Source organism: Amorphoplanes digitatis (assembly GCF_014205335.1).
In the GTDB taxonomy this organism is placed as follows: domain Bacteria; phylum Actinomycetota; class Actinomycetes; order Mycobacteriales; family Micromonosporaceae; genus Actinoplanes; species Actinoplanes digitatus.
Window position 1 is genome coordinate 5,480,135 of sequence record NZ_JACHNH010000001.1, and the last position, 18,863, is coordinate 5,498,997.

An 18,863-nucleotide genomic window follows, 5' to 3' on the forward strand; every position below is an offset into this window, starting at 1 on the left:
GGATCACCGCAGGGCGCGCCGTACCTCCTTGACGCGGTTGATCAGGGCCCGGGCGATGATGCCCGAGCCGACCGTCCCCGCCGCTGCCAGCACCCAGTGGCGGGGATTGCCGTCCCCGTCGACCGCGATGCCGACGATCATCAGCAGGCTGATTCCGGCGACGACGAACAGCAGCACCCCGAGCGCGGGAACGCCCGAGTCCTTCCACAGCTTGTAGCGGCTGCCGAACGAGGGCCGGGGCGGGCGGTTCCGCTTCGGGTCCGGCCGCGGGATCGCGGACGGCTCACGGGCGGGCATCGTGACCCGCAGGTGCGCCGGAACGGCCGCGTCGATGACGGGCGGCACCGCCGAGCCGGCGGCGAACAGGGTCGGCTCGACGGTCAGCGTGATCGCGTCGTCGCCGATCATCGTGCGGCGCCCGTCCGCCCAGCCCAGCACGGCCGCGCACCCGTCGAACCGGACGGTGACCGTCTCCCGCTCGCCGACCAGGCTCACACCCTGGTCGCCGATGACCAGCCGCGCGCCGTCGCCCTCCAGCGACCGGTACGCCCTGCCCTCCACCGCGGACTCGGAGGACGTCGGTGCCGCCGTGAACCCGGCCCAGTCGGCGCTCCGGTGCGGCGGGACCATCAGCAGCGCCGAGCCCAGCGCCTCGACCGCGACCTCGTGAACGTCGCCGACGGTCACGTTGCGCAGCTCGCCGATCAGCTCCTCGTTCGACGGCTGCGGCTCGCCGGTGAGCTCCGCGAACGCGGACGAGGGCAGCCGGGAGGCCCACACCTCGGCGTTGTCCAGGGCGTCGGCCCGCTTGGCCACGACCGAGTCGACGTCGGCCTGCTCGATCCGGCCGACCCGCAGCTTGGCCAGGATGTCGACGAAGCCGCCGAGCACCGCGTCCTGCTTCTCCGGCAGCGCGTCGGCGAGCGCGGTGACCACGGCGTACCCGTCGCCGCGCGGGCTGTAGTCGGTGCCGGCCGTGTAGGACAGGCCGCCCTCCTGGCGCAGCCCGCGGAACAGTTCGCGCTCCAGGACCCCGGAGAACACGCCCGCGGCGGTGCGCCGCCGGACCACCGCCTCCAGTGCGACGGCCCGCGCGTCGCCGGAGAAGTACGCGGGCGTGACCGGCAGCGCCGACGAGACGGCCGGCACCGCGCGGCGCTCGCCGGCGGGCAGGCGCAGGGTCAGGCCCGCGGGCACGTCGCGCCCGGCGATCCAGAGCACCGCGTTGTCCCGGGTGAAGTACCGGGCGGCCCACGCGCGCAGGTCGTCCGGGGTGATCATGTCCAGCCCCCACTCCGGGTAGCTGACCAGGCCGTGGCCGCGTGCACCGTAGCGCCACAGCGACATCGGCTCGGTGACCTGCGGCGTCCGGCTGCTGTGCTCCGTACGCAGGATCGTCTTCTCGGTCTCCAGCCGGTCCATCGGCAGGTCGCTGAGGCTGTCGCAGACGCCCGACAGGAAGCCGGCGACGTCCTTCTCCGGGCCCTGCATGTGGAAGTAGGTCATGACCGGGGCGGTCGCGCCGTTGTAGTGGTAGTCCGCCAGGCCCAGCGGGTGCAGCACGAGGTGTTCGAGCAGGTGGGTGATGCCCGCGCGGGGCAGGGTCTCGTCGGCGCGGCCGACCCGGAACATCAGCCCGGCGTGCAACGGCCCGGAGGTGGGCGCGATCAGCGTGGGCACGCCGTCGACCTCGGTGCGGCGGATCATCGCGCGCCCCCCTTGCCGTACGCCAGCGCCCGCCGCCGCACGAACTCCTCGGCGGGATCACCGAGGTAGTGCCAGGGATCCTCGCTCCCGAAGCGGTCCAGCGCGGCGAACTGTGCCGCCGCCGCGCGGCTGTCGCCGATCAGGCTGAAGGCCATAGCGAACGTGTTGCGCACCGCGACCCAGCCGTAGTCGTGCCGGAAGCCCGGGTCCCACACCGAGCGGGTGGCGGCCTCGTAGATCTCGTTGCGGGCCCGGGATGTCGCCAGGTAGGCCACGCCCTGGCCGTCGTCGTCGAGCCACCGCTCCAGGTGCCCGGTGACGACCAGGACGGCGTTGTGCGCGCCCTTCGGCGCGGCCAGCATGCACTCGCCGGCGAACGCGTGCATCTGCTCCCAGCTTCCGCTCCACTTCGGGCACAGCGACTGGAGCAGCTGAGACTGCGCCGGCAGGTGGTGCGGCTCGTGCTCGGCCAGCCGGTCGTAGCGCCGGCGCACCTCGGACAGCCCGAGCTCGAGGCCCCGCGCGCTGACCAGCCGCTGGCACCAGACCGACACGTCGGCCGGGTTGCGGGCCGCCGCGTCGATGAGGATCTGCTCGGCGCGGCGCAGGTAGCCGTGGAACGTGCTGAACTGCTCGGCGCTGACGTACTGCGCCCGGAGCCCGCTCCGGATCTTCCAGCCCACATCGACGAGGTGGCCGCCGAGCACGGCGCCGGCGACGGAATCGTCCGGGTCGCGAGCCAGGACGTCCTGGAGGAACTGCTCGGCGCCCGGGACGGTCGCGGCGAAGCGGATCAGCATGGTCCGGGCGACCGGATCCGGCGCGCCGTCGATGAGCGCGCGCACGCCGGCCCAGTCCATGGCGGCCAGCGCGGACCGCACCCGGCCCATCTCCGGGTACGCGGCGACGGGGTCGAAGGTGGGTTGCGGCAGGGTGGGGGCGGCGGACATGGCGGGCATACTAGATGATCTTCTGGTGTCGCGGGGACCCGCTTTCTGAGTATCGAAGCTCATGCCCGGGGTGGGGCCGCCGCCATAGGTTCGGTGCATGACCTCATCGATCCGTCAGATCGCCGGCGCGTTCGTCGTCGCCCTGTTGTCGGCCGTGCAGTGGTACGTCTGGATGGCCTGGGACACCGAGTATCAGACCGATCCCGTCACGCAGGTCACCTCCGGCCCGTACGAGGCCTGGCAGGTCGTCGGGTGTGGGGTGTCGCTGCTCGTGGTGTTCGTCGGCGCGCTGCTGCTCGGCGCCCGGCCGCTCTGGGCGTCGGCGGCGCTGACGCTCGCGTTCACCGCGGCCTGGACCACGACGGCGGCCGCCGAGGACAGCACCGGCATGTACGGCGTCGGCACGGTCATGCTGCTGGTCGGCCTGGCCTCGGCAACGGCGGTGGTGTCCCTGGTGGTCACCGCGCTCCGCCGGGGGAACGCCCAGCGAGTGGGAGCGTGACGACCGAATACCGCCAGACGATCGCCCGCCCGCGCCGGACGATGGCGTCATGACCCCATCGACCACCGGATACCGGATCCACGCGCTGCCGGCCCCGTCGCTCGACGACACCCGCCGCAGCGGGCTCGACGCCTCCGGCAACCCCGTCGAGCGGCTCGTCGCCGCCGGGGGCGAGCCGCTTCGCTGCTGCCTGCGCGACGCGGCCGCCGGGGACGACCTCATGCTCTTCGGGTACGAGCCGCCCCTCCCCGCCGGCCCGTACCGGGAGGTCGGCGCGGTGTTCGCACACGCCGCACCCTGCGCCGGGCCGGCGACGGAGTCCCGGTACCCGGCCGACTGGTTCGGGCGCCCTCAGGTGCTGCGCGCCTACGACGAGCGTGGCTGGATACACCCGGCGACCCGGACGCACGACGGCGGCGACCCGGAGGCGGCCATCGCCGCGGTCCTCGCCGACCACACGGTGGCCGTGGTGCACAGCCGCAACATCGCCTACGGATGCTTCATGTTCGCGGCGACCCGCGGCGACTGACGCGGGCGGCCACCGGATCAGCGGCGGCCGGTGGCCAGCGCGACGAGGAACTGGCCGCCGCCCGCGTCGACGCTCGCGGTGACCGGCAGTCCGGGCACCAGCCGGGAGAACCGGTCGACCAGCCAGTCGGCCGCCTCCTGTGCGTCCTTGCGGCTCGGGCAGCGGGCGACCAGCTCGCGGCCGCCCTTGCGTTCGAGGCGCTCCGCGACGGTGATCAGCGGCGCGGGCTCCACCACGTGCAGGCGGTCCGGCCAGGCGATGACCACCTTGACCGCGCCCTTGCGGGTGTTGCAGGCGCGGTGCGCGAGCCGCTCGGCGACCTTGGCCTTCCGGTCGGCGGTGCGGCTGTCCACGCTGGGGCCGCGCGGGTCGTTCACCGACATGTCGGCGTCGACCGGCTCGTCGCACACCCAGCATCGCCAGCCGTCACGCTTCGCCACGTCATCAAGGAGACTCACCGGAACAAACTAGCCTGACGACCCCACCGGCACGCCGTCGATCCAGACCTGGGCGACGTCGTGCGGCGTGCCGAGCGCGAACACCCGCGCGAGAGCCTCCTCCGGCCCGCCCGCGTGCCGCATGCCGATGTCGAGCGGCGTGCCCGGCCGCGGCCGTACCCAGATCGCGTCGAACCGCCGGCCGACGCTCAGGTCGCCCACCTGATCGCGGAGCCCGAGCGCCCGCGCGCCGGCCGCGGTGGCCAGGTGCAGCAGGTGCGCGGCGGTCAGCGCCACGCCGTCCGCGCCGCGCAGCCGTTGCAGCAGGTAGGCCTGGAGGCCCTCCTTGAACAGCGAGAACCCGGTGCCGGCGCCGACGTCGGTGCCGAGCGCGACGTGCACCCCGTACGCCAGGTGGCGGTTGAGCGGGAACAGGCCGCTGCCCAGCGCCGAGTTGCTGGTCGGGCAGTGCGCCACGCTCGCGCCGGCCTCGGCCAACCGCTTCAGCTCCACGTCGGTCGGGTGTACGTCGTGCGCCAGGACGCTGCGCCGGCCGACCAGGTCGTGCCGGTCGTAGCAGTCGAGGTAGCTGCCGCCGCCGAACAGCCGCCCGACCGTGGCGATCTCGTCGAGGTTCTCGTTGAGGTGCGAGGTGAACCAGCCGTCGGCCAGCTCACCGTGCAGCTGCGCGCACGAGGCGAGCAGGTCGTCGCTGCACGACAGCGCGAAGCGCGGGGTCACCGCGTACCGGCTGCGCCCGGTGCCGTGCCAGCGCTCCGCGAGCGCGCGCCCCTCGTCGTAGCCGCGCCGCGCGGACGTGTGCAGGTCCGCGCGGAGCATCCGGTCGCTGACCACCAGGCCGCTGGTGATCCGCAGCCCCCGCGCGGCGGCCACGGTGAACAGCGCGTCGACGGCCGGCGCGAAGTGCGAGCCGAAGACCAGCGCCGTGGTGGTGCCCGCGCCGACGAGGCCGTCGACGAACTCGCCGGCGACGGCGCGGGCGTAGCCCGCCTCGGCGAGCCGCGCCTCCTCGGGCAGCGCGCAGCGCTCCAGCCACTCCAGCAGCGGCATGCCGAGCGCGCCGATCACCCGTACCTGCGGAAAGTGCACGTGGCTGTCGACGAGTCCGGGCAGCAGGACGCCGTCGGGCAGCTCGACCAGGTCGGCATCGGGGTGCCGCGACCGCAGGTCGGCGAAGGCGCCCCGCTCGACGATGACGCCGTCCTCCACCAGCAGCCCGGCGTCGGCGTCGGCGCGCAGCACGCCGCCGGAGAACGGGTCGTCGGGTGTGTCGATGGTCTGTGCCCGGAAGAGCGTCATGTCCCGGCGTCCAGGGTGACGGCGGCGTCCGCCTGAAACGTGCGCAGCAGCTCGGCCGCCACGCTGACGGCGATCGCCGCGGGCTCCTTGCCGCCGAGGCCGGCGAGCCCGATCGGCGTGGTGATGCGGGCGATCGCCGCGTCGTCGTGGCCCTGCGCGGCGAGCTGGGTGCGGAACCGGGCCCACTTGCCCGCCGAGCCGATGAGGCCGATGGAGCCGAACTCGCCGCCGCGCAGGACGGCATCGCAGAGCGCGAAGTCCTCCGCGTGGTCGTGGGTCATGATCAGCACATGGGTGCCCGGTGCCAGCTCGCCCAGCACGATCTCCGGCATCACCGCGACCTGGTGCACGTGCACGCCGGCCACCGCGTCGGAGAGCACCGCCAGCCGGTCGGCGGCGAGCTGCTCCGGGCGGGTGTCGATCAGGTGCAGCTCGATGTCGTGCCGGGCGAGGATGCGCGTGAGCTCCAGGCCGACGTGGCCGACGCCGAAGACCGCCACCGCGGGCACCACGGGCAGCGGTTCGAGCAGCACCGTGACGCTTCCGCCGCAGCACTGGACGCCGTGCCGGTTCGCGGCCCTGTCGGACAGCTCGACGGTGAACAGCTCGGGCGCCGCGCCGGCCGCGCCCAGCAGCGCGCGGGCCCGGTCGATCGCGACGGCCTCGACGTTGCCGCCGCCGATGGAGCCCCAGGTCCGGTCCGCGCCGACGACGAGCTTGGCGCCGGCGTCGCGGGGCGCGTGTCCGCGCACGGCGGCGAGGGTGACCAGGACGCCGGCCTCGCGTGCGGCCCGCAGGTGTGTCACCGCGCCGAGCCAGGTCCGGTCAGACACGACTCACCGCCTGCCCCGCCTGCTCCGAGTCGGGATGCAGGGCGTGCGCGCCCGCGCCGGGCTGCGGCGGAGCGATGTCCGCCTCCACCAGGTGTCCGTCGCGGGCGGCGGCGCGCGCCTGCTCGACCGCCCAGAAGACGGCCTCCGGCGTGGCCGGCGAGGCGAGGTTGACGGCCACGCCGGCCGGGCCGAACGCGGCCGCCGCCTGCCGCAGCGCCTCCCTGACCGAGAAGGCCAGCATGAGCGGCGGCTCGCCCACCGCCTTGGAGCCGTAGACGACCCCGTCCTCCTCGGCCTCGGCGAGCAGGGTCACGTTGAAGACCTCGGGCATCTCCGAGAAGCTGGGCAGCTTGTACGTGCTGGCCGCCTGGGTGCTCAGCCGCCCGCGCGTGGGCCCTTCGCCGTCGTCCCAGCGCGGGTCCTCCAGCGTCAGCCAGCCGGCGCCCTGGACGAAGCCTCCCTCGATCTGTCCGATGTCGATCAGCGGCGACAGGCTGTCGCCCACGTCGTGCACGATGTCCACCCGCCGGGTCCGGTACGCGCCGGTGAAGCCGTCCACCTCGACCTCGGCGGCCGCCACCCCGTACGCGAAGTACTTGAACGGCGATCCCCGCATCACCGAGGAGTCCCAGTGCAGTCCCTCGGTGCGGTAGTAGCCCGCCGCGAAGAGCTGCACCCGCTGGAAGTACGCGGCGCGGACGAGCTCGTTCCAGGCGATGCCGTCGGCGGCGCCGAGGCCACGGGCGACGCCGTCGGCGAAGCGGACGTCGGCGGGGTTGACACCGAGCGTCACGCCCGCCACTCGTGCTAGCCGCCCGCGGATCTGCTCGCAGGCGTGCCGGACCGCCCCGCCGTTGAGGTCCGCGCCCGAGCTCGCCGCGGTGGCCGAGGTGTTTGGCACCTTGTCGGTGCGCGTCGGCGCCAGCCGGATCCGCTCGAGGGGCAGACCCAGCGAGGTCGCGGCGACCTGCAACATCTTGGTGTGCAGGCCCTGGCCCATCTCGGTGCCGCCGTGGTTGATCAGCACCGAGCCGTCCTTGTAGACGTGCACGAGCGCGCCCGCCTGGTTGAACGCGGTGAAGTTGAACGAGATGCCGAACTTCACCGGCGTGACGGCCAGGCCGCGCTTGGCGTGCGGATGGCGCGCGTTGTGCGCGGCGATCTCCTCCTGCCGGGCGAGGACCGCGCCGTCGTCGAGGACCTGCGCCCAGAGCCGGTGCAGCCGCTCCGGGTGCCGCACCGGCTGGCCGTACGGCGTGGTCTGCCCGGCCCGGTAGAGGTTGCGCCGGCGCAGCTCCATCGGGTCGATGCCGAGCAGCGGTGCGCAGCGGCCCAGGATGTCCTCGATGACGAGCATCCCCTGTGGCCCGCCGAAGCCGCGGAACGCCGTGTTGGAGGTCTTGTTGGTGCGCGCGATGCGGCCGGTGAGCCGCACGTGCGGAAGCCAGTAGGCGTTGTCGGTGTGGCACAGCGCCCGCGCCAGCACCGGCTCGGAGAGGTCGAGGCTCCAGCCGCCGTCCGCGGTCAGCGTCGCGTCGAGCGCGCTCAGGTGGCCGTCCTCGTCGAAGCCCACCCGCCAGTCCACATGGAACCCGTGGCGCTTGCCCGACATCGTCAGGTCCTGGGTACGGGTCAGGCGCACCCGCACCGGGCGGCCGGTGAGCGTCGCGCCCAGCGCCGCGACGGCGGCGAAGCCGTGCGGCTGCATCTCCTTGCCGCCGAAGCCGCCGCCCATGCGCAGGCACTGCACGGTGACCTCGTGGCTGTGCCGGCCCAGCACGTGCGCGACGATCTCCTGCGTCTCGGACGGGTGCTGCGTGCTGCACTGCACGAAGATCTGCCCGGCCTCGTCGACGAGCGCCAGCGCGCAGTGCGTCTCCAGGTAGAAGTGCTCCTGGCCGGCGAACTCGAAGTCGCCGCTGAAGACCCGCGCGGCGCCGGCCAGGCCGGCCTCGACGTCGCCGCGCAGGATCTGCGGCGTGGCGCCCTGGAAGCTGCCCGCGGCGATCGCCTCCCGGACGGTCACGTGCGACGGCAGCGGCTCCACGTCGACCTCGACGGCGGCCGCGCCCAGCCGCGCCGCCTCGAACGTCTCGGCGAGCACCCAGCAGACGGCGTGGCCGAAGAACATCACCTCGTCCGGGAAGAGCGGCTCGTCGTGCTTGACGCCGGCGTCGTTGACACCGGGCACGTCGGCGGCGGTGAGCACGCGGACCACGCCGGGCACGCGCAGCGCCGGTTCGACCCGCAGCGCGGTGACCCGGGCGTGTGCCCGCGGCACCTGCACGGGGTGCGCGTGCAGCACGTCCTTGGTCCGGTAGATCAGGTCGTCGGTGTACAACGCCGCGCCGGTGACGTGCAGCGCCGCGCTCTCGTGCGGTACCGCGACCCCGACGGCGCCGTTCTCCGGCCGCTGCGAGAGCTCGCTCATGATCCCGCCTCCGCGTACAGCTTCAGCAGGCTCTGTTCGAGCATCGCCGCCCGGTAGGCGGCGCTGGCCCGGTGGTCGTCCAGCGGCGAGCCCTCGCCGCGCAGCACCCGCGCGGCCGCCGCGGCGGTCTGTTCGGACCAGGCCCGCCCCTCCAGCTCCGCCTCGGTCCCCCGGGCCCGGATCGGCGTGGCGGCGACGCCGCCGAGGCCGACGCGCGCCCGCACGACCGTCCCGTCCGCGATGTCGAGGGCGAAGCCGACGGCGACGCTGGAGATGTCGTCGAAGCGCCGCTTGGCGATCTTGTGGAACGCCACGAGCCCGGCCTGCGGCAGCGGGATCCGGACCGCCCGGATCAGCTCGTCCGCCCGCCGCACGCTGGTCCGGTACCCGGTGAAGTAGTCAGCCAGCGGCACCAGCCGCTCGCCGTCGGCGTCGGCCAGCACCAGCTCGGCGTCCAGCGCCAGCAGCGCCGGCGCGGCGTCGCCGATCGGGGATCCGGTGCCGAGGTTGCCGCCGATGGTGGCGCCGTTACGGATAAGCCGGGACGCGAACTGGGGGAAGACCTGGTCGAGCAGCGGTATCCGGCCCGCGAGCCGGCGCTCGATCTCGGTCAGGGTCAGCCCCGCGCCGATCTCGATGTGATCGGCGCCGACCGTCAGTTCCCGCAGCTCGGGCACCCGGTCGATGGCGATGACGCACTCCGCGCGGGCGCCGCGCAGATTGACCTCGACGCCCCAGTCGGTCGAGCCGGCGACGACGGTCGCGGTGGGCCGGTCCCGCAGCAGCCGCAGCGCGTCGGCCAGCGCCGCCGGGCGGAGGAACTCGCCGTCGTCGCCGCGCACGCTGGTCGGCCGGGCCGGCGTCGGCGGCGCCTGCCGGCGTTCGGCGAGCGGATCGTCCCGCTCCGGCGCGCCGAGGGCGTATGCCGCGTCGCGGATCGGCCGGTACCCGGTGCAGCGGCACAGGTTGCCGCTGAGCGCGTGCAGGTCGAACCCGTTCGGGCCGTGCTCGTGGTCCGCCGGTGCGCCGTCCGGACCGGCCTGCCGGCCGTCGCGGTAGAACTCGGCGGCCATGCTGCACACGAAGCCCGGCGTGCAGTAACCGCACTGGGAGCCGCCCCGGACCGCCATCTCGTACTGAACCGGGTGCAGGCTGTCCGGGCCGCCCAGCCCCTCGGCCGTGACGACCTCCTGGCCGTCCAGCCCGAGCGCGGGAAGCAGGCAGGCGTTGACCGCCACCCACTCCGTGGGGCAATCGAGGCCGGGCCGCGCGACAAGCACGGAACAGGCGCCGCACTCGCCCTCGCCGCAGCCTTCCTTGCAGCCGGTGAAGCCCTGCGTCCGCAGCCACTCCAACGCGGTGGTGTGTGGCGCGATGTCCCCGAACGCGATTTCACGCCCGTTAACCGTGATTCCGGCAGCGCTCATATCAGCTCCCGTCAACCGTCTCAACCTACAGCGTTTCCCCAGTGGGGACATGGTTGACGGATGACGCCGGGGTGGTTGGTTATCCATGTGAACAGCCACCCGAGCCACTGCCCACCCTACAAGCCGGTCGCCGGGCCCGGTAGACCGCCGGAATGACAGAGCTGCTGTTCGCCTCGCTGGCGGCGTTCGGTCTCGCGATGCTCTCGGCGGTCGCCGGTTTCGGCGGCGGGGTGCTGCTGCTGCCGGTGTTCACGGCCATGTTCGGGCTTCGCGCCGCGGTGCCGATGCTGACGCTGACCCAGCTCTCCAGCAACGGCGCGCGGGCCTGGCTCAACCGCGGCGAGCTGCGCCTGCCGCTGATCGGCTGGTTCGCGCTCGGCGCGGTGCCGTGCGCTGTCGCCGGCGGGCTGCTGCTGGCGCACGCCCCGCTCGCGCCGTTGCAGCGCCTGCTCGGTGCGTTCCTGATCGGTGTCGTGCTCTGGCGGCGCCGCCCGCGGCGCCGGACCCGCCGGCCGCCGGATCCGGCCTTCGCCGCCGTCGGCGCCGTCTCCGGGCTGGGCTCGGCGCTGCTGGGCTCGGTCGGCCCGCTGACCGCGCCGTTCTTCCTGGCGGCGGGGCTGACGCGGGCGGCGTACGTCGGCACCGAGGCGGCGAGCGCCCTGGTCGTGCACCTGACCAAGATCGGCGTGTACGGGACCGGAGCGCTGCTCACCCGCCAGGTCCTGCTCTACGGTCTCGCGCTGACCCCGGCGACGCTGCTCGGCGCCGGCGCCGGCCGGTGGATCGTCGCCCGGGTCAGCGATCGCGTCTTCGTCCTGCTCGTGGAGATCGGCCTGGTCGCCGCCGGCGTGTTGTTCCTGGTCGGCTTCTGAGGCCCGCCTACTCGAAGCAGTCCTGTTGGCGAACGTGCAGCGCCAGGTGCACGACCGTGAACTCATTGATGGCGATCTGGTACACCGCCCTGGGATTGCCGGGCACGTCCACCAGGTCCTGTCCGTTGCCCTCCGCGTCGGCGTCGGCGTCGGCGTCCCACCAGTCCGGGTACGCCGTCTTCACCTGGTCCAGCGAGCTGCCGAGCTTGATGCCCTCGGGCGTGTGCAGGCCCACGTGCGCGTCGATGGCCTGGATGCCCCGTTCCTTGGAGTAGAAGATGTTGCCCTCGTCGCCGTCGACGTCGGCGTCACCGGGGTTGCGGTCGCGGTCGCGCAGGTGGGCCGTGACCGAGCAGCCGGCCGGGGCCGAGGCCACCCACTTGGTGATCAGGCCGGTCGCCTCCGCCTGCTTGCGGTTCATGCCGAGCTTGAGCGCGCCGACGCCGAACGGCCCGATCACCGAGGGCGCCGCGGGCGCCGTCGTCGTGGTGGCCGGCGCCGGCGACGAGGGCGCCGCGGACCTCGGAGCCGACGAGGCTCCGGCGGCGCTCGGACTCGCGGCGCCGATCGGTGCGGCCTCGCCGTCGAGCTCCGGCACGGAGCTGTTGCATCCGGCCGCCAGGGCCAGGCAGAGGGCGGCTCCGGCGAGGGGGGTTGTGCGCATGGGTGGTGCCTTTCAATCACATGTTCTCTGGTCCGTCACTGAGTTCGATGCGACCCTCGGCACCTTTGTTCGGATCTTCGCGTCACGAATCCGCATCTTCGCAGCCGCCCCGACTGGCGTTCAAGCCTAGGGAACGTTACCTATCAATGCTTGACGGCCATCGGCACCCTCTCCTAAGGTCGGCGGAACATCCTGGAAAACGTTACCTATCCTCGACCCATCGAGTGAAACGATTCAAGATGAAGGCACTCACCGCGCTCGGAGTCTCCCTGATCCTCACCACGACCGCGCTCACCGCCGCGCCGGCCGCCGCCGCCCCCGCCGTGCGGGTCGTCGGCCTGCGCGTCGACGGCCGGGCCGACCGGCCGCTCGGCCTGGACGACCCCGCTCCCCTGCTCAGCTGGCGCTTCGCCGAGACCCGGTCGGCCGCCGCCGACCGGCAGACCGCCTATCAGGTACGGGTACGCGACCTCGACGGCGACCGCATGCTCTGGGACTCCGGCAGGGTCGGCTCCGCGATCCAGTCCGGTGTCCGCTACGGCGGCGCGGCGCTCGGCTCCCGGCAGCGCCTCAGCTGGCAGGTCCGCGCCTGGGACGCCCACCGCCGCGCCTCCGGCTGGAGCCGGCCGTCCACCTGGGAGACGGGACTGCTCGAACAGTCCGACTGGGGCGCCGCGAAGTGGATCGAGTACCCCGGCCGCGCCGAGACCCAGCCGATGCCGATCTTCGCCCGGCAGTTCACCGTCGAGAAACACCGCAGGATCAGCCACGCGCGGCTCTACCTGTCCGGCGTCGGCCTGCACCTGCCGACCGTCAACGGGCGCCGGATCTCCGATGAGGTGCTCGCGCCCGGCTACTCCAACTACCAGCTCTCCAGCGAGTACCGGGCCTACGACATCACCGGCGAGCTGCGCGGCGGCGCCAACTCCGTCGGGGTGCGCCTCGGCAACGGCCCCGCGTACGTGCGGCGCGGCGTCACCAACCCGGCCGTCGGGCGCACGGCGCCCTACTCGTGGTGGCAGAGCCAGCTCAAGGGCCGCGGCGTCCTGACCGCCGGCGTGCCGGCCGGCGCCACCGCGGTGCCGCTCGACACCGTCACCGGCTACCACGTCGGCGGCACCGTCAACGTCGACACCGGCGACGGCGGCGACAACCTGGAGTCGCGCACCATCACCGCGATCGGCGCCGACGGCATCACGTTCACCCCGGCCCTGTCGAAGCCGCACCCGGCCGGCGCCACGGTCACCGGCTCCGGCAACAACATCGCCGCCAGCGACGCCAGCGCCGGCGCGGCCGTCACGCCCCGGCTGATCGCGCGCCTCGAGATCGCGTACGCCCGCGGTCCGGCGACCGTGATCGTCTCTGACCGCGAGTGGCGCACCGCGCTGGGCCCCCTGGTCACCGACGCCTGGTATTCCGGCGCCGACCATGACGCCCGCCGCGAGCAGCCCGGCTGGGACCTGCCCGGATCGGACCTGTCGGCCGCCGCGAAGCGGCGCGACGGCGGCCCGGCCGGCTGGATCCCCGCCGGGATCGCGCCGCCGCCGAACCTGGCCACCCGCCTGGTCGGGCGCACCGCGCCGCCGATCACGGTCGCCGAGACGTTCACCCCGGTCTCGGTCACCAACCCGCGGCCCGGCACCTGGGTGTTCGACCTCGGGCAAAACATCGTCGGCCGGCCCCGGCTGCGGCTGCGCCTGGGCGTGCCGGCCGGCACGACGATCCGCCTGTCGCCGGCGGAGTCCCTGGCCGCCGACGGGACTGTCGACCAGGCGTCGCTGATGGGCGGCGGCGGGCGCCGCGGCACCGACCTGTTCAACACCTACACCACGGCCGGGCTGCCGGGCGGCGAGTCGTGGTGGCCGGACTTCAACTACTTCGGCATGCAGTGGGTCCAGGTCACCGGCCTGCCCGACGGCTACGTGCCAACACCGGACACCGTGATCGGCGTACGGGTGCAGGCGGCGACACCCGTCGCGGGCGAGGTCGTCACCTCGAACGCCCGGATCAACCGCATTCACGAGATGGCCCGGTACTCCTTCGCGGGCAACATCATGTCGGTCTTCACCGACTGCCCGGGCCGCGAGAAGCTGTCCTACCCGGCCGACTACACGATGCCGATGGGCTCGATCCACCGCGACTTCGACCTGTCGGCCTACCTGCGCACCACAATGCGGCACCTGGTCGAGGGCCAGTCGGTCGCCGACACCCCGATGTTCGGCAACGTGGCGCTCAAGACCCCGGTCTACGACTGGGGCTACGAGGGCCGATTCGGTGACGAGATCAACTGGGGTGACGCCATCATCCTGGTGCCGGCCTTCCTGCACCGGCTGTACGGCGACACCGGGACGGCGGCCCGCTACTACCCGCGGATGGTGCGGTTCGCCGACTACATCCAGCGGCAGAAGGCCGGCACCGGCGCCGACGCGCACATCGTCGACGCCGCCCTCGCCGACTGGGTCGCGGCCGACCAGACCTCCGGCCGGATCACCGGCACCTGGGGCTACTACGTCATGATCCGCGACCTCGCGGAGCTGGCCCGGCTGACCGGTCACGCGGCCGACGCGCAGCGGTACCAGGCACTCGCCGCGGACATCGGGACCGCGTTCCACCGGCACTTCTACAACACGACGCTGCGGCGGTACACCACCGACGGCGACGCGGGAACCGCCGGCGCCACCCAGACGGCGCAGGCGCTCGCCCTCGACGCCGGCCTGGTTCCGGCGGGCGAACGCGCCGCGGTGCTGGCCGCGCTCGTCGAGCTCGTGCGGGGTTTCCACCCGGCCGGCGAGGGCCCGCACCTCAGCGGCGGCACGATCGGCATGGCCCCGATCGTGCGGGCGCTGTCCGCGGGCGGCCGCGACGACGTGCTGTGGGACCTGTTGCAGGAGAACACCGAGCCCAGCTACGGCTTCTTCATGGAGCCGACCGCCGCCAACCCCGGCGGCATGACGACGATCGGCGAACGGTGGAACCGGGGCGACTCGAAGAACCACATGATCCTCGCCCAGATCGAGGAGTGGTTCCACACCGGACTGGCCGGCATCCGCGCGGCCGACGGCACCACGGCCTACCGGGAACTGGTCATCCAGCCGAAGATCGTGGGCGACCTGACGTTCGTGCGGGGCAGCTACGCGACCCCGCAGGGCGTGGCCCGCGCCGAGTGGACCCGCGAGGACGGCCGGCTGCGGCTGGCGGTGACGGTCCCGCCCAACACCACCGCCGAGGTCCGGGTACCCACCGTGGACGGCCCCGTGACCCGCACCCCGCACCGGGCCCGGTTCCTGCGCACCGACGGCGACCACGCCGTCTACCACGTCCCGTCGGGCAGCTACACCTTCACCACCCGGTGAGCTCCGCGATGTCCTCCGGGCTCAGCTCGAGGTCGCCGGCGGCCAGGTTCCCGGCCAGGTGGTCCAGCGAGCCGGTGCCGGGGATCGGCAGAATGTTCGGCGCCCGGGCCAGCAGCCAGGCCAGGGCCACCTGCGGCGCGGTCGCACGGTGGCGGGCGGCGAACCAGTCCAGCCACGCCGCGGCGAGCGGCTGGAACCCGCCGATCGGGAAGAACGGCACGAAGGCGATGCCGGCCCGCTCGCGCCGTACCCGATCCGGGAGACGCTCAGGTACCCGCCCAGCTTGAATCGCCCCACAGTCATGATCGTTCACTGTGGACCGCGGCGCCGCCGGACCAGCCTGCCGCGCACGATGACGGCACGAGGCTTGTCGAGCAGGCCGAGGTCGGTGCGGGGATCGGCGTCGTACACGACCGCGTCGGCCGGGGCGCCCTCGGCCAGGCCGGGCAGGCCGAGATAGGACCGCGCCGCCCAGGACGCCGCGGCGATCGCCTCGTGCGGCGGGACACCGGCGTCGACGAACGCGCGGACCTCGCCGGCGACGCCACCGTGCGGCCGGGAATCCGTGCCGGCGAGCACGGTGACCCCGGCCTCGACCGCGGCGGCGGTCAGCCGGCCGTGCGCGGAGGCACCACCCACGTGCCACTCCCGGTCCGGCCCGTCGGGCTTCGCGCGGGCCCGCTCCAGCGATGCGGTGATCAGCGCGAGCGTGGGCGTCAGCGCCGTGCCCTGCTCCGCCATGCGCGGCAGCAGCTCCGGGTCCAGCCACATGCCGTGCTCCAGGGAGTCGACCCCGGCCTCGACGGCGATCGCGGCGCCCGCGGGATGCATCGAATGCACCGCGAGGCGACCGCCGGCCGCGTGCACGCGCCGGACGGCCTCACGCAGCACCTCCAGCGGAAGAACGTCGTCGCCGACCAGCCAGTCGATCACGACCTTCGCCCATCCGGTACGGGCGGCCTGCTCGGCCGCGACCGCGGGCAGATCGACCGGCTCGGCGCGACGCCCCCAGCCGTCGAAGAAGTGTCCGTACTGTGCGATCCACGGTCCGGCGTGGAAGGCCCGCGGGCTGTCGTCGTCGCGGCCGAACCAGTCCGGCGGCTCTCCCGCGAGGCCGGGCGCGCGGATCAGTGCCACCCCGGCCTCAAGGTGCGCCCGCAGATCCTCGCGCAGGACGCCGTCGTCGAGCGGCCGGCCCGGCTCCTCCGCGCCCGGGTGCGTGTGCGCGTCCACCAGCCCGGGCAGCACCCACCCCTCGCCCACCAGCTCCGCGCCGCCGACCGGATCCGTCGTCCACTCGTCCCCGTCGGCGTACAGATCGATCGGTTCCCCGTCGGGAAGGGCGTAGCCGCGCACCCGCAACACCGCCACGCCGAAACCTCCACACCGGTACCGGGATTCGAACCCGGTCAGCATGTCATCCCGGCTCGCGCCGGATCCATCCCAGGAACCGATCGAACAGATCCGGAGGCATCCGCTCGGAATCCCCCCGGTTGAAGTGCCTTCCCCTGCACCCGACTGTCGGCGAGTCGCGGCGGTCCGGGAACTCCGGCCTGACGGCCGATCCGGCGCACCGACCTGGCGTCCGACTGCGTTCTGAGCTGTGCGTTTGCGGCGAAATCCGAATCTGCGTGCGCCCGGCTTCCGGTGCTGCCGGTAGCTGGCACCGCACGGCGAGTCGATATTCTGGCCGGCAGACAGCCAGGAGGCGGAGGGCCCGCGACAGCCGACGACAAGGTCTCGACGCAGGCCGTTTCGGCGGCGGCATCTGCGGCCAGAGCTGGAAGCGGTCGGCAGCGGCAGAGTGATCCGCGAGCGGCGGGGGACTAGGTTCTGTTTGGGGAGCAGGTAGCCGACTGCGGCACCTGGCGAGGAGCAGGGGCCGGGTGTGCTGCTGAGGAGCGAGAGTGTGGCCCCGGTGTCCCGTGCTCCCGTCGCCCTGCGCGCCACGACCGTGCTGATCGCCGCGCTGATCGGGATCGGCGTACCGGTGGTCCTGCCCGGTCGTGTGGCGGCCGCGGCCGCCGACCGGACCCGGGTGTGCCGGATCGGCGACGGCCGGCTGACCGAGATCTCCGGCCTGGCGGAAACCGGTACCGGATACGTCGTGGTGAACGACGGGTCCGACGAGGCCGCCAACCGGCGGATCTTCTTTCTGGACCGGCGCTGTTCCGTGGTCCGCGCGGTGCGCTACCCGTCGCGGCCCCGCGACACCGAGGATCTGGCGCTCGCCGCGGACGGCACCGTCTGGGTCGCCGACATCGGCGACAACGGGCTGACCCGCACCACGATCGCCGTGTGGCGGTTGGCCCCGGATGCGCGCAGACCCCAGCTGTACCGGCTGTCCTACCCGGACGGGCCGCACGACGCGGAGGCGCTGCTACTCTCGCCGACCGGCGCACCGATCGTGGTGACGAAGAGCGCGGCAACCGCGGCCGTGTACGTCCCGGATGCCGCGTTGCGGGCCGGGCGGACCACGCCGCTGCGCCGGGCCGGCTCGGTCACCCTGCCGCTGACCACCACCGGGAATCCGTACTCGTTGCCCGGCCGGCTGGTGGTCACCGGTGGGGCGGTCAGCCCGGATGGGCGGCGGGCGGTGCTGCGGACCTACGCCGACGCGTTCGAGTTCGACGTAGCCCACGGTGACGTGGTCCGGGCCATCACGACGGGGACGCCGCGGATCGTCGCGTTGCCGGACGAGCCGCAGGGCGAGTCCGTCGCCTACCGCGGGGACGGTACCGCGCTGCTGACCGTCTCCGAGGTGGCGAACCAGCCGCCCGGCACCAAGGCAGACGTGTGGGGCTACCCGCTGCCGGACCGTCCGGCGGTCACCGTTTCCGCCGCCGCGCCGTCCGCCACCGCAGCCTCGACGGGATCGTCGGCCCCTTCCGGGGCGGCAGTTGCCTCCGCCCCTGGAGGTGGCCGCATCCCGGCCGGGGCGTGGGCGGTCGCCGTGATCCTGGCCGCCGGCATCGCGGTCCTCGGTATCGTCGCGGCCCGGCGACGACGACAGTCGTGATCGGGCCGGCCGGTTATCGGGGGGTCAGGACGCAGAACTCGTTGCCGTCGGGGTCGGCCATCGCCACCGGGCCGGGCTCGGCTCGTTCGCTGTCGATCCGGGTGGCACCGAGGGAGAGCAGGCGCTCGACCTCCTCATCCCGATCGCCGCCGGGAGGTGGCGCGAGGTCGAAGCGCAGGCGGTTCCGGGCCGGCTTCGGCATCAGCGGCGGGCCGCCCCAGGCGATCTTCGGGCCGCCGTCCGGTGACTGGATCGCGGTCTCCTCGTTCTGGTCCCAGACCAGCGGCCAGCCCAGCGCCGCGCTCCAGAAGTGGCCGACCTCGCGGGTGCCGTCGCAGGACAGCGCACCGAGGAACCCGCAGCCCGCCAGGAACCTGTTGCCCGGCTCGATGACGCAGAACTCGTTGCCCTCGGGGTCGGCGAGCACGACGTGCTTCTCGTCCGGCAGCTGCCCGACGTCGTAGTGCTCCCCGCCGAGCTCCAGCGCCCGGGCCACGGTCCGCCGCTGAGCCTCCGGGGTCTCACTCGTCAGTTCGAAGTGCGTCCAGTTCCGGCCGGTCTTTCTGTCCCGGGTTGGCACGAACCGGATTCGGAACCCGGTGCCGTCGCCGGGCGACAGCGCGACGTCGTGCGGGTCGTCGGCCATCTCCCGGCCCAGGACGCCGGCCCAGAAGCGGGCCAGGCGCAGCGGTTCGACCGCGTCGACGCTGAGCGCGGACAGTCGGGAGGTCATCGCGGGCACGTCCTGTCGTCGTCGCCTCGGGCGCAGGTGAGCGTAGGGCAGCTCCGGGAGGTACCGCAGCCGGATAACATCCGTCA

General features: G+C 73.6%; 16 protein-coding genes. 5 read left to right on the forward strand and 11 right to left on the reverse strand.

Annotated elements, in window-relative coordinates:
• Positions 1 to 3: 3 nt before the first annotated feature.
• Positions 4 to 1,707, reverse strand: coding sequence for a M16 family metallopeptidase (locus BJ971_RS24000; RefSeq protein ID WP_184995474.1), 1,704 nt, complete (start codon positions 1,705 to 1,707; stop codon positions 4 to 6).
• Positions 1,704 to 2,657, reverse strand: coding sequence for a hypothetical protein (locus tag BJ971_RS24005; RefSeq protein WP_184995475.1), 954 nt, complete (start codon positions 2,655 to 2,657; stop codon positions 1,704 to 1,706). Before BJ971_RS24005 ends, BJ971_RS24000 begins: the two co-directional genes overlap by 4 nt.
• Positions 2,658 to 2,754: 97 nt before the next feature.
• Here BJ971_RS24005 and BJ971_RS24010 point away from each other — a divergent pair, with 97 nt between their 5' ends.
• Together BJ971_RS24010 and BJ971_RS24015 are read left to right on the forward strand one after the other, a co-directional pair.
• Positions 2,755 to 3,159, forward strand: a complete 405-nt coding sequence (locus tag BJ971_RS24010; RefSeq protein ID WP_184995476.1) for a hypothetical protein — start codon at positions 2,755 to 2,757, stop codon at positions 3,157 to 3,159.
• 49 nt (positions 3,160 to 3,208) lie between these two features.
• On the forward strand, positions 3,209 to 3,688 hold the full coding sequence (locus BJ971_RS24015) for a DUF1203 domain-containing protein (RefSeq protein WP_184995477.1): 480 nt from the start codon (positions 3,209 to 3,211) through the stop codon (positions 3,686 to 3,688).
• Between the two features lie 17 nt (positions 3,689 to 3,705).
• On the opposite strand, the gene BJ971_RS24020 is transcribed toward BJ971_RS24015, so the two are convergent.
• From BJ971_RS24020 to BJ971_RS24040, 5 genes are read right to left on the reverse strand one after another with little or no spacing between them, the layout of a single operon-like run.
• Complete coding sequence (locus tag BJ971_RS24020; RefSeq protein WP_184995478.1) at positions 3,706 to 4,146, reverse strand: hypothetical protein; 441 nt, start codon at positions 4,144 to 4,146, stop codon at positions 3,706 to 3,708.
• Between the two features lie 9 nt (positions 4,147 to 4,155).
• Positions 4,156 to 5,445: a guanine deaminase gene (locus BJ971_RS24025; protein WP_184995479.1), complete on the reverse strand. Its 1,290-nt coding sequence runs from the start codon at positions 5,443 to 5,445 to the stop codon at positions 4,156 to 4,158.
• Entirely contained in the window at positions 5,442 to 6,278 is an 837-nt protein-coding gene (gene xdhC / locus BJ971_RS24030; protein ID WP_184995480.1) for a xanthine dehydrogenase accessory protein XdhC, read from the reverse strand. Before xdhC ends, BJ971_RS24025 begins: the two co-directional genes overlap by 4 nt.
• Positions 6,271 to 8,709, reverse strand: a complete 2,439-nt coding sequence (xdhB, locus tag BJ971_RS24035; protein WP_184995481.1) for a xanthine dehydrogenase molybdopterin binding subunit — start codon at positions 8,707 to 8,709, stop codon at positions 6,271 to 6,273. The genes xdhC and xdhB overlap by 8 nt, the downstream gene beginning before the upstream one ends.
• A complete protein-coding gene (locus BJ971_RS24040) occupies positions 8,706 to 10,136 on the reverse strand; it encodes a xanthine dehydrogenase small subunit (RefSeq protein ID WP_184995482.1) in 1,431 nt (476 codons plus the stop codon). Before BJ971_RS24040 ends, xdhB begins: the two co-directional genes overlap by 4 nt.
• Before the next feature lie 152 nt (positions 10,137 to 10,288).
• On the opposite strand from BJ971_RS24040, the gene BJ971_RS24045 reads away from it, so the two are divergent.
• A complete protein-coding gene (locus tag BJ971_RS24045) occupies positions 10,289 to 11,008 on the forward strand; it encodes a sulfite exporter TauE/SafE family protein (protein ID WP_184995483.1) in 720 nt (239 codons plus the stop codon).
• Between the two features lie 7 nt (positions 11,009 to 11,015).
• Here the strand turns inward: BJ971_RS24045 and BJ971_RS24050 are convergent, their stop codons facing one another.
• The gene (locus tag BJ971_RS24050; protein WP_184995484.1) at positions 11,016 to 11,672 is read right to left on the reverse strand and encodes a hypothetical protein; all 657 of its coding nucleotides are present in this window, start codon (positions 11,670 to 11,672) and stop codon (positions 11,016 to 11,018) included.
• Between the two features lie 239 nt (positions 11,673 to 11,911).
• Between BJ971_RS24050 and BJ971_RS24055 the strand changes: the two genes are divergently transcribed.
• Complete coding sequence (locus tag BJ971_RS24055) at positions 11,912 to 15,025, forward strand: alpha-L-rhamnosidase (protein ID WP_184995485.1); 3,114 nt, start codon at positions 11,912 to 11,914, stop codon at positions 15,023 to 15,025.
• On the opposite strand, the gene BJ971_RS40665 is transcribed toward BJ971_RS24055, so the two are convergent.
• A complete protein-coding gene (locus BJ971_RS40665; RefSeq protein WP_239087654.1) occupies positions 15,012 to 15,245 on the reverse strand; it encodes an aldo/keto reductase in 234 nt (77 codons plus the stop codon). The genes BJ971_RS24055 and BJ971_RS40665 overlap by 14 nt on opposite strands.
• 89 nt (positions 15,246 to 15,334) lie before the next feature.
• Entirely contained in the window at positions 15,335 to 16,396 is a 1,062-nt protein-coding gene (locus BJ971_RS24065; protein WP_203709484.1) for an amidohydrolase family protein, read from the reverse strand.
• Positions 16,397 to 16,943: 547 nt separating this feature from the next.
• On the opposite strand from BJ971_RS24065, the gene BJ971_RS24070 reads away from it, so the two are divergent.
• Entirely contained in the window at positions 16,944 to 18,044 is a 1,101-nt protein-coding gene (locus BJ971_RS24070) for a hypothetical protein (RefSeq protein WP_239087653.1), read from the forward strand.
• A 13-nt stretch (positions 18,045 to 18,057) separates the two neighbouring features.
• On the opposite strand, the gene BJ971_RS24075 is transcribed toward BJ971_RS24070, so the two are convergent.
• Positions 18,058 to 18,777, reverse strand: coding sequence for a VOC family protein (locus BJ971_RS24075; RefSeq protein ID WP_184995489.1), 720 nt, complete (start codon positions 18,775 to 18,777; stop codon positions 18,058 to 18,060).
• Positions 18,778 to 18,863 lie beyond the last annotated feature (86 nt).

Bases quoted from the DNA above. Each gene is read 5' to 3' on its own strand.
- BJ971_RS24045 (WP_184995483.1), top strand. From the start codon at position 10,289: ATGACAGAGCTGCTGTTCGCCTCGCTGGCGGCGTTCGGTCTCGCGATG.
- BJ971_RS24040 (WP_184995482.1), bottom strand. From the start codon at position 10,136: ATGAGCGCTGCCGGAATCACGGTTAACGGGCGTGAAATCGCGTTCGGG.
- BJ971_RS24050 (WP_184995484.1), bottom strand. From the start codon at position 11,672: ATGCGCACAACCCCCCTCGCCGGAGCCGCCCTCTGCCTGGCCCTGGCG.
- BJ971_RS24075 (WP_184995489.1), bottom strand. From the start codon at position 18,777: ATGACCTCCCGACTGTCCGCGCTCAGCGTCGACGCGGTCGAACCGCTG.
- BJ971_RS24055 (WP_184995485.1), top strand. From the start codon at position 11,912: ATGAAGGCACTCACCGCGCTCGGAGTCTCCCTGATCCTCACCACGACC.
- xdhB (WP_184995481.1), bottom strand. From the start codon at position 8,709: ATGAGCGAGCTCTCGCAGCGGCCGGAGAACGGCGCCGTCGGGGTCGCG.
- BJ971_RS24010 (WP_184995476.1), top strand. From the start codon at position 2,755: ATGACCTCATCGATCCGTCAGATCGCCGGCGCGTTCGTCGTCGCCCTG.
- BJ971_RS24005 (WP_184995475.1), bottom strand. From the start codon at position 2,657: ATGTCCGCCGCCCCCACCCTGCCGCAACCCACCTTCGACCCCGTCGCC.
- BJ971_RS24000 (WP_184995474.1), bottom strand. From the start codon at position 1,707: ATGATCCGCCGCACCGAGGTCGACGGCGTGCCCACGCTGATCGCGCCC.
- BJ971_RS24025 (WP_184995479.1), bottom strand. From the start codon at position 5,445: ATGACGCTCTTCCGGGCACAGACCATCGACACACCCGACGACCCGTTC.
- BJ971_RS24015 (WP_184995477.1), top strand. From the start codon at position 3,209: ATGACCCCATCGACCACCGGATACCGGATCCACGCGCTGCCGGCCCCG.